This window comes from Deinococcus puniceus (genome assembly GCF_001644565.1).
In the GTDB taxonomy this organism is placed as follows: Bacteria; Deinococcota; Deinococci; order Deinococcales; family Deinococcaceae; genus Deinococcus; species Deinococcus puniceus.
In genome coordinates this window covers 826,862-841,092 of record NZ_CP011387.1, presented here as the reverse complement: position 1 = coordinate 841,092, position 14,231 = coordinate 826,862, and the positions used below count along the sequence as shown (strand labels likewise).

12 protein-coding genes are annotated in these 14,231 nt (G+C 65.5%); 6 read left to right on the top strand and 6 right to left on the bottom strand.

The features are described from left to right. Window positions 1-147 precede the first annotated feature (147 nt). Window positions 148-1,917, bottom strand: coding sequence for a S8 family serine peptidase (locus tag SU48_RS03845; protein ID WP_157451074.1), 1,770 nt, complete (start codon window positions 1,915-1,917; stop codon window positions 148-150). 77 nt (window positions 1,918-1,994) lie between these two features. Then, the gene (locus tag SU48_RS03840; RefSeq protein WP_157451073.1) at window positions 1,995-4,415 is read right to left on the bottom strand and encodes a tetratricopeptide repeat protein; all 2,421 of its coding nucleotides are present in this window, start codon (window positions 4,413-4,415) and stop codon (window positions 1,995-1,997) included. A 447-nt stretch (window positions 4,416-4,862) separates the two neighbouring features. On the opposite strand from SU48_RS03840, the gene SU48_RS03835 reads away from it, so the two are divergent. Continuing rightward, entirely contained in the window at window positions 4,863-5,615 is a 753-nt protein-coding gene (locus SU48_RS03835) for a cyclase family protein (protein ID WP_082869652.1), read from the top strand. Window positions 5,616-5,691: 76 nt separating this feature from the next. Then, window positions 5,692-6,879, top strand: a complete 1,188-nt coding sequence (kynU, locus tag SU48_RS03830) for a kynureninase (protein WP_064014097.1) — start codon at window positions 5,692-5,694, stop codon at window positions 6,877-6,879. Window positions 6,880-7,029: 150 nt separating this feature from the next. On the opposite strand, the gene SU48_RS03825 is transcribed toward kynU, so the two are convergent. The 3 genes from SU48_RS03825 to SU48_RS03815 all read right to left on the bottom strand — a co-directional run bounded on the left by SU48_RS03825 (window position 7,030) and on the right by SU48_RS03815 (window position 9,250). Next, a complete protein-coding gene (locus SU48_RS03825; RefSeq protein ID WP_231881710.1) occupies window positions 7,030-7,776 on the bottom strand; it encodes a cytochrome c oxidase assembly protein in 747 nt (248 codons plus the stop codon). An 86-nt stretch (window positions 7,777-7,862) separates the two neighbouring features. Beyond that, window positions 7,863-8,597, bottom strand: a complete 735-nt coding sequence (locus SU48_RS03820; RefSeq protein ID WP_064014095.1) for an SCO family protein — start codon at window positions 8,595-8,597, stop codon at window positions 7,863-7,865. A 92-nt stretch (window positions 8,598-8,689) separates the two neighbouring features. Then, on the bottom strand, window positions 8,690-9,250 hold the full coding sequence (locus SU48_RS03815) for a copper chaperone PCu(A)C (protein ID WP_082869651.1): 561 nt from the start codon (window positions 9,248-9,250) through the stop codon (window positions 8,690-8,692). Window positions 9,251-9,482: 232 nt separating this feature from the next. Between SU48_RS03815 and SU48_RS03810 the strand changes: the two genes are divergently transcribed. The 3 genes from SU48_RS03810 to SU48_RS03800 all read left to right on the top strand — a co-directional run bounded on the left by SU48_RS03810 (window position 9,483) and on the right by SU48_RS03800 (window position 12,917). Continuing rightward, entirely contained in the window at window positions 9,483-10,487 is a 1,005-nt protein-coding gene (locus tag SU48_RS03810) for a LacI family DNA-binding transcriptional regulator (RefSeq protein WP_064014093.1), read from the top strand. A 91-nt stretch (window positions 10,488-10,578) separates the two neighbouring features. Next, complete coding sequence (locus SU48_RS03805; RefSeq protein ID WP_064014092.1) at window positions 10,579-11,394, top strand: ABC transporter ATP-binding protein; 816 nt, start codon at window positions 10,579-10,581, stop codon at window positions 11,392-11,394. After that, a complete protein-coding gene (locus SU48_RS03800; protein ID WP_064014091.1) occupies window positions 11,391-12,917 on the top strand; it encodes a putative ABC transporter permease subunit in 1,527 nt (508 codons plus the stop codon). Before SU48_RS03805 ends, SU48_RS03800 begins: the two co-directional genes overlap by 4 nt. Window positions 12,918-12,942: 25 nt before the next feature. Here the strand turns inward: SU48_RS03800 and SU48_RS03795 are convergent, their stop codons facing one another. After that, window positions 12,943-13,308: an FUN14 domain-containing protein gene (locus SU48_RS03795; protein ID WP_064014090.1), complete on the bottom strand. Its 366-nt coding sequence runs from the start codon at window positions 13,306-13,308 to the stop codon at window positions 12,943-12,945. A gap of 235 nt (window positions 13,309-13,543) precedes the next feature. Between SU48_RS03795 and SU48_RS03790 the strand changes: the two genes are divergently transcribed. After that, on the top strand, window positions 13,544-14,140 hold the full coding sequence (locus SU48_RS03790) for an RNA polymerase sigma factor (protein ID WP_407919269.1): 597 nt from the start codon (window positions 13,544-13,546) through the stop codon (window positions 14,138-14,140). The last annotated feature ends 91 nt before the right edge of the window (window positions 14,141-14,231 follow it).

Genomic DNA, 14,231 nt, shown 5'->3' with positions numbered 1-14,231 from the left:
ACAACGCGGAAAGAACTTTAATCTGGAGGGTTTTAGCGTTGAGGACGCGAGAAGTTGAAAAGTAAATTAAGAACGCCTGAAGAAAGACTCAAGGACGCGGTTTCAATTGCATCTTTCACCAAATGAGTCTTCTCAGGCAGCAAGAGATTACGGGCAGGTTCCCAGAGCAGCCAGATTCATGGGAGCCACACCCGGCGTTAGGAGCAGCGGCAAAAAGGGGACGCCGGGGTTGCACTGCGCCCACAGCGCCAGCCCGCCCGCCACTACCGGAGCCGCGAACGACGTGCCGAAGTAGGGCCGCCCGCCAAACCAGAATTCGCCGGGAGCCTGCACGCTGGGCGGCGGCGCAGTCACTCCTTTTAGGCGCATGGCGCGGTTGTAGGTCGCCATTTCCTGAGTGCCGATGTCCCAGCCTGCCACACTGAGCAGCATGGTGGGGCGCTTTTGCGCAATCAGGCTGGGCAGGCCAATGACCGAAAATTCGGCGTGCCAGTCGGCGGGATAGTGCCAGCAGCGGTCACCGGGAATCAGGCCAGCGCAGTCGTCGGTGTTGCCATATGAGGCTGCGGTAGGCACGCCCAACCGGGCCACTTCTTGCAGCGCCAGACGCAGGCCCACCAGCGGCACCGGGCCGCCCAAGCTAAAATTGACCACATGCCGCCCGCCCTGCCGCGCTTGCGTAGCGACAGCACAGAGGGCCTGCACGGTCTTGAGGGTGGAGCAGTTGCCCGCGCTGTCGCACACAGCCTGATACTGCAGGGCTGCGCCGGGAGCCACCGTTCCGGCAATTTGGCCCACGACGCTGCCGTGACCGGGCACATTCGGGTAAAGCTGGTTGTAGTAATTGACTGGCTCGCCCACCACGAACGGGTCGGAGACGCTGTTGCCCGCGCCACTGGCCGTGTCCAGCACGTGAATAGTCACGCCTTTGCCTGTGCCGCTACCTACGCCGATCAGTTTTTCCAGTACCGTGCCGGGTTTTTCGTTTTGGAAGGGGGCTTGGGCCTGTGAAGGATGGCTGGTTGTAGAAGGATCGGTTTGCAAGTCGTCTCCGAAGAGTGCGCTCAGCAAGGCCAACACGCGCCCGGTGGGAAGGCCCGACGTGGGCAGAGTCGTGCCCAGCCAATCGCAAAAGCTGCTATTGCGGCGGGCGGCCACCACAGCGGCGCTGTTGAGGGGCGGCAGGGTCAAGTTCTGAAGTCTGAGACTTTGGATGTTGAGGGCAGGCGCACCCGTGACAGTGGCCGCACCCGGATTGATTCGCACAGGATTCAGCGCCGCAGAAGGCAAACGCACCATTCCTCTAGAGACTTGGCCCAACGGTTGCAAGGCGGGCAAAGTCAAGGCCGACAGGCGGTCAAGGGTCTGGGTCAGTTCGGCGGGGCAACCGCGCTGGCAAGCCGCCGCGAACCGTTTTACGCGCTCGCTGAAGCCGCTGCGAATCTCTGCCGCCGCCGCTGGATTCACGTAGATCACCACATCGCCAAAGGCCGACTCTGGGGGCAAGACATTTAACACAGGGCCGCCCTGCCGCGCCGGGGCATTTACGCCCAGACCTTGGGGGCCGCCCGCTGCGTCTTTTGGCACGTCGAAGGCCAGCCAGCCTGACACCGAATCGCGCACCAGCGCAGTAGGCCGCCCGCCCACCCAGAGGGTATCGCGCACCGTCAGGCGAGTCGGCCCCGGAATCCACACGCGCTCGCCGGGGGCCGCTGTGCTGGGAAAAACCGTGCCTATGCTGGGAATCGTGGCAACGGTGTTTTGTGCGTTGGCTACGCTCAGCATCAGCAGAGCCAGCAGGCCGAGCATCAGCGTTAAGGCGTGTGAAACCGAGAGGACTGGGACGGGAAAGGACGCCGTGCGGGTCTGCACTGTACTGATCTGAAGCTTGTGGTGGGCTGAGTGGACAGGATTCATGGCCGAACCTCCTGAATGCAGTGTGAAACTGTAGGGAGTGTGAACCTCACGCCGTGATCAGCGCATGACCGAGCCTCTCAGGAATGCAGGGGACTCGGCGGAAGGCGGGCCACCAGTTGGGCATTGCGGCGAATAGAAGCCACGAGTTCATTCTGTCCGGCCCGCTCCAGCATCTCCATCACGTCCTCAAAGGCACTCAGGTCGCCCTCTATTTCGCTGAGGTTGCTCAGGGCAAAGCCGAGAGTCCGGATACTGCCTGTTCCTTTCAGGAGATTGAGGGCCTGCTTGTAATAATCCGCGGCAGATTTGAGGTGGCCGCGCAAATGCAGGCTCACCCCCAGATTGATGAAAAGTGATGCGAGTCCCATCACGTCGCCTGCCGTTTTGAGTTCTGGCACCGCCTCTAGCAACGCGGCTTCGGCCTGTTCCCATTGGTCGTGCTGACCCAGCATCTGGGCGTAGTTCACCAGCATCGTACCGCGCACACTTGGCAACCCTTTGGCACGCTCCAGCAAGGCGTCGAAGGCTTCGGCGGGAGCCACGCCCAACCGCACGCGGGCCAGCGCCACGAAGCCCAGTTCACTCAGATGTTGTTCCTCGTCGCCGTTCAGTTGCCACAGGTCAGCGGCGATGCGGCTGTAGCGGCGGGCCTCGTCCCAGCTTTCGCGAATTCGGGCGGCGTGGGCCAGCACACTCGCGGCCTGTGCGCCTTCCGCCCCCGTACCTATGACTCGGCCTGCCAGCGCAGTGGCCTCGGCGTGGCGGCCCATGCGAACCAGTGCGGTGGCGCGGGCGGCCAGCGCGGCGGGAGCGTCGGCATGGGGCGGCGTGAGGGCATCTAGCCGCCGCAGGGCCTCGGCGTACTGGCCCGCACCCAGCAGCGCCCAAGCGTGCGGCACGGCCAATTCGGGCCAAGCGGGAAGGCCGTCCAGCAAGGCGCGGGCTTCTCCGGGGTGGCCCCGCCGGATCAGGGCGTCGGCACGGGCTGCCGCCACAGCCGCGATTCGGGTCTCGTCGGCCTCTTCCCACAGGTCGCGGGCGGCGGTGTAGTGCGGCCAAGCCGCTTCGGGCGGCAGGGCGCGGGCCAAGCGCAGGTGCAACAGTTGAGACTGCACGTAAATGGCCGACAGGTAATGACGAATAGCCGCCGCCGCGTACACCCGGCCCGTTTCGCCGGTCAGGCCCTCTACGGTCAGTGCCGACAGGATGCGGGCAAAGGCGTCGGCGTGCAGGTTGAGCGCGGCGCGGGTGGCCCGCAGATCGGGGTGGTCTTGCAGGGCCAGCAACAAAAAAGTGTCGCGCAGTTCGGGGGGCAGCGCCCGCACTTTGGCCCCTTGCCCCAGTTCCAACGGTTGCCCCCGCAGGGCCGCGCCCACCAGCGTCGGGTGTCCGTCGGTCAGGGCGTGGAGGCCGGGCTGCGGCACGTCTTCAGGATTTAGCAGCCCGAGCGTCAGGTGAGCGCGGACTTCGAAGGGGGGGTGGCGGCGCGACGTGACCACGATCACGGCTCCGAATTCTTGTCGTTGGGCCTGCCGTGCAACCAGGGTCAGCACCTCCCGGCTGGCCTCGTCCACGCTGTCCCAGTCGTCAATGGCGACTTTCAGGCGGGGAGTGTTCAGGGCGCTCAGGGCTTCTGCCGCACTCCTGACCGGGTGCGGCAACAGGGGCGCAAGCGTGGCGTAGGGCTGGGCAGCTTGAGCTTCTGGGCGGCCACTCAGAACCTGCCAGCCCCCGGCCCGGTTCAGCGCCTCTAGCAGCGCGGTTTTGCCCATTCCACCAGGGCCGCTGACCCACCCGAAGCTGCCGGGGGACAGGGCGGCCAGTTGCCCCAATTCGGCGGCGCGGCCCACGAACGGCGCGGCGGCCACGATGCGGGCACTCGGACTGTCCAGCGGCACGCCCAGCGTGCGAGCGTCGCGCTCTACCTGTGCGGCCAGCGGGTGAGCGCTCAGGTTCAGCAGGTGGTACAGGCGCGGCAGTTCGGTTTCGTCGGGTGGGGGCGCTCCCGGCAGCAGCAGGGCGCGGGCGGCCAACGCTCCGGCTCCTTCGGTGTTGCCCCGCGCCGCCGTTTGCCCGCCCAGCGTCAGCAGCGTCCCGCGCATTTCAAGCGCCAAAGCTTCCCGCGTTTCGTACACCCATTCCTCCAGATCGCCCCCCAGCGGAATGGTCAGGCTCTCCAGAAACGGGCCGCCATACAATGAAACCGCTTCCTGCCACTGCCCACTTCTGGCCGCCGCCCGCATCTGGGCCGCGTCGCAGGGCAGGGCGGCTTCTACGCGGCTGCCTTCTTCGTGCAGCGATCCCGGCAACCCGCGCAGATGCACCAGATGTTGCGCGAGGCTGTTCATGGGATTGGCGGCTTCGGGCCAGAATACGTCGGCCAGACGGCGGCGCGGCTGCGGCCCCTCTAAGCACAGGTACGCCAGCAGCAGCAGCACCTTTTCGCGCTTCAGGCCCGAACCTTCCACGGCCAATGCCCCCAATGTGCGAAGTCTCATCAGGTCAGCGGCGGCCCGTGGGGGCAGGAGTGGAGCAACGCCGTCTCATACGCGCATTCTTGACCAAGGTGGGAAGGCGTGCAAGTAGCCTGAGATAAACCTCACAGGTCAGCAGGCCAGAAGGGGGAATGTCAGGCCGATTTTGTCGGAACTGTGAACAGGGACGCCCAGAGACACACGCTTTTCGGGCAGCTGACCCGCCGCCGAGAATCTAGCTCTCTGAACCCGGTGCAAATCTATGAGTGCTGAGTTGGGAACTGGATTGGAAGGTGAACCCCCCCGTTGCTCCGCAACGCCCCCCCTTAGAGGGGAGGACTAAAAGCAGTTGCGCTCCCCTTGAGGGGGCTGGCTGCAAAGCAGACTGGGGGTTCACCCAGAACCGTCACCTCTCCACTCGTGCCAAAGGTTCATGCCCACGCTCCCGCCCCGGCGGTTTATGGTAGGGCCATGTCAACTGCACCCGCCGCCCTGCAAGACATCTCCCGCGCCCTGACCCCCGGCCATCCGAGTTGGCCCGGCGACCCCGAATTCGTGCTGCATCCCCGTGGACGCATGGCGGCGGGCGACAGCGTGAACACGGGCGAATTGGGCCTGAGTACACACACGGGCACGCACGTAGACGCGCCGTGGCATTACGCCGACGCCGCCGAAAAGCTGGACGCCGTGCCGCTGAGCCGCTATGTGGGCCGTTGCCGCGTGATGAGCGTGCAAGCAAGTCAAACACAGGGGAGCGGAGAGCCTGCACTCGTGGGGCTGGACATCCTCAACGACTTGCCCGATCAACTGCCGCCCCGGGTGTTGCTGCATACCGGGCAGCCCGCCCACTGGGACACCTTTCCCGAAGATTTTACAGCCCTGCACCCCGACCTGATCACGGAACTCGGGCGGCGCGGCGTGCAGCTCATCGGCACCGACAGCCCCAGCGTAGACCCCTTGACCAGCAAAACGCTGGACGCCCACGCCGCCTGCTTTGCCTCAGGCATTCTGATTCTGGAAGGCCTGAACCTGAGCAGCGTGCAGGACGGCGAATACGACCTGATGTGCCTGCCGATGCCGCTGGCAGGCGGCCCGAACAAAGAAGGCCAGTACATCGGGATAGACGGCGCACCTGCCCGCGCCGTATTGCTGCCCGCTGGGACTTTGGCGGCGTTGGAACCGACAGAACTAGAGGTGGCGGCCCTGAGTGGGCTGGGCGAATGAGCGTGCAAGCAAGCGGCGTTGACTTCACACTCAACATCCAACCTGTTCACTTGAAATCTGTTCAAATAGAGACCCTATGAGACGCGACCTTTTTGCGATGCCCCCCGGCATCTACATGGACGGCAACAGCCTCGGCGTGATGCCCCACGCGGCGCGGGAAGCGGTGCTGCGGCGCTTGGACGATTGGCAGCACGACTCGGTACACGGCTGGGACAAGTGGTTCGGGCTGGCCGAAAGCCTGTCGCCGGGGGTGGCGCGGCTGGTAGGAGCCTTGCCGCACGAGGTCATGGCAACCGGCAGCATCACCTCCAATCTGCACTCGCTGATGGCGACCCTGTACCACCCGCAGCCCGGAGACACGCGGCGGCATCTGGTGGCTACGTCGCTGGATTTCCCCTCGGACGTGTACGCGATGCAGAGTTGGGCCGATATGCACGGTGCAGAACTCCGGTTGATTCCCAGCCGCGACGGGCAGACGCTGACTACCGAAGATATTCTGGCGACCCTCACCGACGACGTGGCTGTGGTGCTGCTGCCCACCGTGTTGTACCGCAGCGGCCAACTGCTGGATATTCCGGGCCTGACTGCCGAAGCTCAAGCACGCGGCATCTTGATCGGCTGGGACGCGGCGCATTCGGTGGGCAGCGTGCCACACGACTTGCACGGCAGCGGCGCGGATTTTGCGGTGTGGTGCCACTACAAATACGTGAACGCTGGCCCCGGCGCACCCGGCGGGCTGTTCCTGCACGAGCGGCATCATGGCCGTATGCCTGCCCTGCGCGGTTGGTGGGGCCACGACAAGACCAGCCAGTTCGAGATGGCCCACAATTTCCGGCCTGCTGCGGGTGCGGGCGGCTACCAGTTGGGCACGCCGCCTGTGCTGGCATTGGCGGGGCTAGAGGGAGCGTTGGAAGTCTTCGCCACCGTAGAAATGGAAGACATCCGCACCCGGAGTCTGGCTCTGACCGACCACCTGATCGCCCTTGCCGACGCGCATCTGCCAGAGTTGAAGATGGTCACGCCGCGCGATCATGCCGTGCGCGGCGGCCATGTGGCGCTGGCCCACCCGGACGCCCTCGCCCTCAGCGTGGCCCTGCGCGAACGCGGCATCATCCCTGATTTCCGCCAACCCGACATTCTGCGCCTTGCACCAGTGGCCCTCTACACCACCGAAGCCGAAATAGAAGAAACCGTGCGTGTGCTGCGCGATTTGCTGGATACAGGCAGCTATAAAGCGGCGCGGGAAGTGGGGTTGGTGACGTAAGGGGGGGCGTCTAAGGGTCAAAAAGTCTAGGGTCTAAGGTGCTGGGGCGGGTGCGGTGCGGAATCGCCCCCTCACCCTTGGCTTGAAAAGCTCCGCAGCAGAGGGGTGAGTGAGCAACGCGATTACCCTTCTTAGACCCTTTGACCGCCTCTACTCCCGCTGAGTTCCCCCATCCGCCAACGCGATCAGCCACGCGAACAACTGGATGAAGGCCAACGCCAGCGCGGGCACTCCGGCCAGCATCATGATCCAGCCGCTGAGTTGCTGGTTGTCCAGTGGGGTCAGGTTCCAGAGGCACAGGGCGTTCACGTAGGGCGTGTACAGCACGTCCGGCGAATACAGCCAGACCATGCCCACCGCCATCATGGGGAGGGCAGCCAAGAGTCCGAACCAGCCGCGAGAGCCGATGGAGGCAGGCTGTACGGCGGGCAAGGGCCGCAGCACCACCGCCCACACCATCAGGCTGCTGAGGAGATACAGCGCGGGCAGCAGGGCCGCCGCCGTGTTCGTGACCACTGAGGCATTGAATCCGGCGGGAATATTCCAGAAGATGATGACGGCAGACCAGACGCCCAGCGCCACCCAAGGATCAAGGAGGACACCCAGCACGCGGCCTAGGCCCCTGCGGGCGTTCAATTTTACGTTCCGGGGAATACCCAGCATCAGCAGGGGCGGCACCACTTCGGCCAGCACCATCAGGCGGCCCATGTACAGCGCCATGCTGCCGGAAGTCAGGTCGGAGGCGCGGCTCTGGGTGGTCAGCAGCAGCAGCAGGATGCCGAGGCTAAACAAAATAGGCTTCCACACGGGCCAGCGCTGACGGCCTTCCGGGGTACGCCGCGCCTGCACATACCGCCAGAAGTACAGCGCCGCCACGATCAGCGCGGGCACCAGCATCAGCGGATCGGGGCGCAGGGCCAGCAGGTCGGCCAGTGTGGGATTCAGGTTGGCGGCCACTTCCGAAGCGGAGATGATGGGGGCGCTCACGGGGTCTCTCCAGCCTGAATCGCTCCGGTCTGGGCCAGTGTTTCAGCCTGTGCAGCTTTCGCCGGGGTGCCCAGCACGTAGCGCACATCGGCGGTCACGCGCTCCACCTGCGGCAACTGCGTGTAGTCCCACAGCACGCGCAGGCGGCCTTCCGCGTCTATCAGGTAGGTGGCAGTGGTGTGATTGATCTGGTATTCGCGGGCAGTTTTTATATCGGCCTTCTGGTAGCTGGCCCCGTACTCCCGCGCCACCCGGCTCAGGGCAGGTTCAGGAATCCAGACGCCCTGCGCCTTGCCAAAAAACGTGACGTATTCGCGCAGGCGCTCCGGCGTATCGCGGGCCGGATCGACGCTGACCAGCACGACCTGAAACTGGGCTTGCTCGGCGGGCGTCAGACTCAGGCGCACTTTGTCGAGGTACGCCAACGACAGCGGGCAGATGTTGGGGCAGTGCGTGAAGCCGAAAAACAGCGCCGTAACCTTCTTATCGGCAGCCGGAGTGAACGCGAACGGGCGGCCATCCTGATCGGTGCCCCGGAAGGCGGCGGCCTGCTTGGGCGCGTCGTAAGCCGTGCCGTAAAACGGAAACGGGCTGCGAATTCGCGCGAACACCCACGCCCCGCCCAGCACCAGCGTAATGGCACACACCGCCAAAATGGCAGACACGTACCAAGGCCGCCCGGATGGATGCGCGGGCGTGCTGGGGGCAGGATTGGCGGGATGATCGGTCATGGGTGGGGCCTTTTGGGGTGGCACAACAGATTCGGCTGAGATGCTCTGAGACTGGGATGATCTGGACTGAATTGGATCTGGGCTGAGTTGAATTACGGCTTGCGAACCAACGCCACGACCTTCAAACTACGGCCATCCGAGGTGCGGAGCGTGAGGGGCAGACGCTCACCGACTTTCAGCGGGCGCTTCAGGCCCATCAGCATCAGGTGGTCTCCGGTCTCGCTGAGGGTCAGGCTGCGGCCAGCGGGCACGGTCAGGGCGCGGGTTTCCGACATTCCGGTGCGGCCCTGTGCGTCGCGGCGCGTGACCATCAACATGCCGTGTGCGGCCACCGCAGAGGTGACGCCGCTCAGGACGATGGGGGTGCGGCCCGTATTGCGGAGCGTCATGAACACGCTGGTTTCGCTGATGCTGGGGGGCACGGCCACGATGGTGGCGTTCTGGCTGGTCAGCGGCAGGGCGGCAACCGGAGCAGTGATGGGCACGGCCAAAGGTTCGGTGATGGCGTGGCCCGCCGCGTGGCCTTGTTGGGCGGCAGCCGTATTTTGGGCCAACGCCACCGACAGCACGAAGGCGACAGATGCGGCGGCCAGAGACAGCGCGAGCGCCACAGGCTGCCGCACAGGTTGAGGGGAAGGTAGAGAAGATGACATAGGGACTCCAGTGGGGCCGGGAAGGTGTGTATTACGGCAAAAAGTTGTCGTGCCCTGCACCGCCACTCAGGACAGTTTAGGCGCTGGGGCCGGGCTGAATTGTCCCTGTGTGCGGTCAGGTTCGTATCTGGCCGCCCCGCTCTGTCCCGCCTGCTTAGACGACTGACCATCTGCCTGAGCAGGCCGTGATGGAACCCGTTCCACGCAACGCGGTATGGTGACCGGTATATCTATGCGAAAGCCCACCATTCAGGATGTCGCCCGTGAGGCGGGTGTCGGCGTCGGCACCGTCTCGCGCGTGCTGAACAACCACTCGGCTGTGCGCGGCGCAACCCGCGATACGGTGCTGAAGGCCATTGCCGATCTCGATTACACGCCCAACCCGCACGCCCGCCGCATCGCTGGGGGCAAGAGTTACACCATCAGCGTGCTGCTGCCCGTGGTCACCACCGAATTTTATGTGCGCCTGCTGGACGGCCTAGAAACGGCGTTTCAGGAAGCGCGGTACGACGTGGCGATTTTTCCGCTGCTGGATCGTTCGCGGCTGGAACGCTACTTGGGGTCACATACGCTGGCGTATCAGGCCGATGGGTTGGTCATGGCGACTTACAACCTCACGCAGATGTTTAACGAACACCGCCTGAGAACGCAGCAGCCCACCGTGCTGGTGGACGCCTACGCCGAGGGCGTGGACTGCGCCTTCATGGACAACGTGACGGGCGGCAAACTGGCCGGAGAGTACGCTGCCACGCTGCCGGGAACGCTGCACGCGATCTGGGTCGAGACTGAACTTGACCAGCTCTTTACCACCCGCGTCTTCGAAGATCGCCGCACCGGATTCCTGAAAGCGGTGGCCGGGGCGGGCCGGGAAGTGACGAGCGAACACACGTCCTCGTTTGACCCGCTGGCGGCCCGCAACAGCGCCTGCGCGGTGCTGGACGAGATCGCGGCGGCGGGCGGCTTTCCCTGCACGGTGTTCGCCTCTGCCGATCTGCTGGCCGGATCGCTGCTGGACGAGGTGCGGGCACGCGGCCTGACACCGGGGCAGGACGTGCGGATTATCGGCTTCGATGACCAACCTTGGGCCGCCGCACGCGGGCTGACCACCCTGCACCAACCCGTCGAGAACATGGGCTACGAGGCCGCCCAACTGCTGTTGTCGCGTTTGGGTGGGCACCGAGGCCCCGCCCGTGCCCGCCGCTTCGAACCCAAACTGATGGTGCGCGACACGGCCTGACGTGTGATCTGGAATGTTCTCCGGCTCAGTCATCTGACCCGTTGCCTAGCTTGAGGCAACCGCCTGTGCCGGGGGCGCGTAGCCTGACGGTATGACCTCCACTCCCGACGTTCTTCCTCCGCAGGCTCGCCCACACGCTGCCCCGGCGCTGGAACTGGTGAATCTGGGCAAACGCTTTGGCGGGCGCGAGGCCGTGCGGCGGCTGAATGTGCGGGTCGAAGCAGGCGAGCTGTATGCGCTGCTGGGGCCGAACGGGGCAGGCAAAACCAGTACTATCCGCATGATCGCGGGCCTGAGCCGACCCGACACGGGCGAGGCGCGAATTGGGGGCCACAGCATGACCACCGACGCGCAGGCCGCCAAACAGCACCTTGCCTACCTGCCCGACGATCCCCTCCTGTACGACAAATTGACGCCGCCCGAATATCTGGAATTCGTGGCGGGGCTGTGGGGCATGAACGCGGCGCAGGCCGCCCCCGAAGCCGAGCGCCTGCTGAAATGGTTGCAACTGTGGCCGCACCGATACGAGCGCACCGAGGGCTTCTCACGCGGCATGAAGCAGAAGCTGGCGCTGGCGGGCGCACTCATTCACGGGCCGCGCCTGCTGCTGCTGGATGAACCGCTGACCGGGCTGGACGCCGCCGCTTCCCGCCAAGTCAAGGACGCCCTGCGCGAGTTTGTAGACGCGGGCGGCGCGGTGGTACTGACCACGCACATTCTGGAAGTGGCCGAGCGGCTGGCCGACAGAATCGGGATCATCGCGGGCGGCGAACTGGTGGCCGAGGGCACCCCCGCCGAACTGCTGGCCCGCACCGAAACGGCCACGCTGGAAGACGCCTTCCTGAGCCTGACCGGGCCAACTGCGCCGACGCCGAGCACCAATCTTCGAGCCGAGGAGAACGAGTGAGCAGCGCCCCACCCGGCAGTCTGCTCTGGCTGCTGCGCTGGCAAACGCGGGGTGCTTTGGCAAATCTCACCACGGGACAACGCTGGGGCATCGGGATTGGGCTGGTGGTGTTTTCCGGCTTCCTGATCGCCATTGGCCTGTCTTTGCGGCCCCGACTGGCGGCCCTGAATCTGAACGCCCCGCTGCCGGACGCGGCCCTCCCCCTGCTGGCGCTGGGCCTGCTGGTGCTGTGGACGATGATGGTGGCTGCTGCCGTCAACGCGGCACTCACCGCCCTGTTTACACGCGGAGACTTGACCTTGTTGCTGCACTCCCCCATCGCGCCGCGCACCGTGTTGGCGTCGCGGGCGCTGGGGGTGGCGCTGTCGGCGGGCCTGAGTGTGGCCCTGCTGATGGTGCCGCTGCTGGCCGCCGCCGCCGTGCTGGGTGCGTGGCGGGCGATGGGGCTGCTGGGCTGGTGGCTGGCCGCCGCCGTACTGGCCGCCTGCGTGGGCCTGTGGCTGACACTGGGATTGGTGCGCGTGTTGGGTGTGCAGCGCACCCGCACGGTGTCGGCAGTGCTGGGATCACTCATCGGCGCGGCGGTGTTTTTGGCCTTTCAGGTGCCGAATCTGCTGCGGCCGTCGGGCCAAGACCGGGGCAGTAACCAGATCAATCCCGTGCTGGACGTGTTGGCGGGCCTGCGGCTGTCTTCGGGAAGTCTGCTGGCCCTGCCCGTGCAGGCGGCGTGGTCAGAACCCGGCCCGCTGCTGGGGCTGCTGGCGGCAGCGGCGCTGGGCCTGATGCTGACCGTGATGGCCCTGACCCGCCTGTTCGTGCTGGGCGCACAGACCTCGCAGGAGCGCCCCACCGCCCGCCTGCCGCGCCGCACTGCTGGCCGCCCGCTGCGATTTAGGACGGCCAGAACAGCTACGCTGCTGAAAGAATGGCGGCTGATCTGGCGTGATCCGGCGCTGCTGTCGCGCACGCTGTTGCAACTGTTGTACCTGCTGCCGCTGCTGGCCCCGGCCCTGCGCGGCGGCAATCTGGCAGCAACGGTAGGCGTGGGCGTGGTGCTGCTGACCTCCAATCTGGCGGTCGCTTTGGCCCAACTGACCCTGAATGCCGAGGACGCCCCCGATCTGCTGCGCTCGGCTCCGCGTTCTCCTGCGGCCCTGCGGCGCGACAAATGGTTGGCCGCCAGCCTGCCCCCGCTGGGGTTGGGATTGGCCGGGCTGGGGTTACTGGCCTTCCGGGGGCAGATTCAGGCCGCCGCCCTAGACCTGCCGTTGCTGCTGCTGGGCGTGGGCGGCTCGGCCCTGATGGTGCTGTGGCAACCGCTGCCTGTGCGCCGCGCCGACTTGTTCAAGCGCCAGCAAAGCGCCCCCCTGTGGCTGAATATCTTGACGTTGGTGTTTCAGGCGGCGTTGGCCGGAACCGCGTACTTACTAAACGCGGGCCAGTGGTGGGGCCTAGGCACGCTGGCAGTGGCCCTGGTTGCCCTCGCTATCGCTTATGGGGAACGCCGCTCGGACGCCACCTGATGGGGCGTGACATAGCCTGAAGCGGCTAGCCCCGCGCCCGCAAGCCCACCAGCAGCGCCGCCGTAAAAGCCCCCGCGAACGGCAGATTGGCCGTCAGCAGCCGCGACAACCACGCCGCGCCCTGTTCGCTGCCCTGCCTCAGCCAAGGTTCGCTGAGGGCCTGCACCCGCGTCCAATGCACCGTAACCAAGTCGAACCACGACAGCACTTGCAGCGCGATAAACAGCAGGCCGACAAGCAGCAGCACCACGCGGCCCAGCTTTTTGAGGGCGTACCCTGTGGCAAATCCCAGCACCGCGCCCACACTCAGGTCAGGCAGCAGGGACGCCAGCAGGCCGCCCGTGAGAGCGGTATCGGCAGAGGCAGGATCGGCGGCAAGGGGCGCGGGCATGGACGGGGACGCATGCTAGAGCATTTCGTCTTGCATAGACCTGTCAGGCAGGGAGCAGTCTCAGGGTCTAGGGTTTAGGGGTCTGAGAAAGGATTTCGGCCCGGCTTGACGGTGTTCGTTTCGCCTGCACCACGCCTTCAATTCCCCCACCAATGCGGCCCCAGCGCTGAGCAATGTGGCCTATCCGACGATTGCACTGCCGGAACGTGTGCCGGGGCGGTATGGTGTAGGCAACGTGGAACCCGCCCCAGACTTGCCTTCTCTCCCCCCTGATCTGCTGTCTGCGGAATTGCTGGCACGGCTCACGGCAGGCGAGGAAGCCGCGTGGCACGCCTTTGTCACCGAGTACGAGGGCCGGATGTACGGCTACCTGTACCGCTTGGAGGGCAACAGCGAGGACGCCCTCGACCTCACGCAGGAAGTGTTTTACCGGGCGTGGCGTTCTATTCGCACCTTCCGGCCCGGCGAGCGCGTGTTGCCGTGGCTGTATCAGGTGGCCCGCAATACCCAGATCGAATCTCATAGACGCCGCCAATTGCAGCGTTTTAGTCTGGAAGAAGCCCGCGAGGATGTGGGCTTTGAAGTGACCAGCGCGGCCCGCAGCCCCACCCAGGCCGCCGAGAGCGCACAGGCCCAAGACCGGGTGCAGCGTGCCCTGCTGAAACTGCCCGAGGAGTACCGGGAAGCCGTCGTCCTGCGCTTTGTGGAAGACCTGCCCTACGATGAAATTGCCCGCATTCAGGGCGTGGCGGTGGGCACAGCCAAAAGCCGCGTGTTCCGGGCCAAAGAGCAGCTGGCCGCGCTGCTGGCCGACGTTGCCGACGTGCATTGAACATAGGTTCGGTCAAGACTCAGTGGAGAAGGCAGAGCAGCCGCAGCACCCGCGCTTTGAGGACTCAGTGTTGAACACTCGGTGTTGCTGC

Bases quoted from the DNA above. Each gene is read 5' to 3' on its own strand.
- SU48_RS03845 (WP_157451074.1), bottom strand. From the start codon at position 1,917: ATGAATCCTGTCCACTCAGCCCACCACAAGCTTCAGATCAGTACAGTG.
- SU48_RS03840 (WP_157451073.1), bottom strand. From the start codon at position 4,415: ATGAGACTTCGCACATTGGGGGCATTGGCCGTGGAAGGTTCGGGCCTG.
- SU48_RS03835 (WP_082869652.1), top strand. From the start codon at position 4,863: ATGTCAACTGCACCCGCCGCCCTGCAAGACATCTCCCGCGCCCTGACC.
- kynU (WP_064014097.1), top strand. From the start codon at position 5,692: ATGAGACGCGACCTTTTTGCGATGCCCCCCGGCATCTACATGGACGGC.
- SU48_RS03825 (WP_231881710.1), bottom strand. From the start codon at position 7,776: ATGCTGGTGCCCGCGCTGATCGTGGCGGCGCTGTACTTCTGGCGGTAT.
- SU48_RS03820 (WP_064014095.1), bottom strand. From the start codon at position 8,597: ATGACCGATCATCCCGCCAATCCTGCCCCCAGCACGCCCGCGCATCCA.
- SU48_RS03815 (WP_082869651.1), bottom strand. From the start codon at position 9,250: ATGTCATCTTCTCTACCTTCCCCTCAACCTGTGCGGCAGCCTGTGGCG.
- SU48_RS03810 (WP_064014093.1), top strand. From the start codon at position 9,483: ATGCGAAAGCCCACCATTCAGGATGTCGCCCGTGAGGCGGGTGTCGGC.
- SU48_RS03805 (WP_064014092.1), top strand. From the start codon at position 10,579: ATGACCTCCACTCCCGACGTTCTTCCTCCGCAGGCTCGCCCACACGCT.
- SU48_RS03795 (WP_064014090.1), bottom strand. From the start codon at position 13,308: ATGCCCGCGCCCCTTGCCGCCGATCCTGCCTCTGCCGATACCGCTCTC.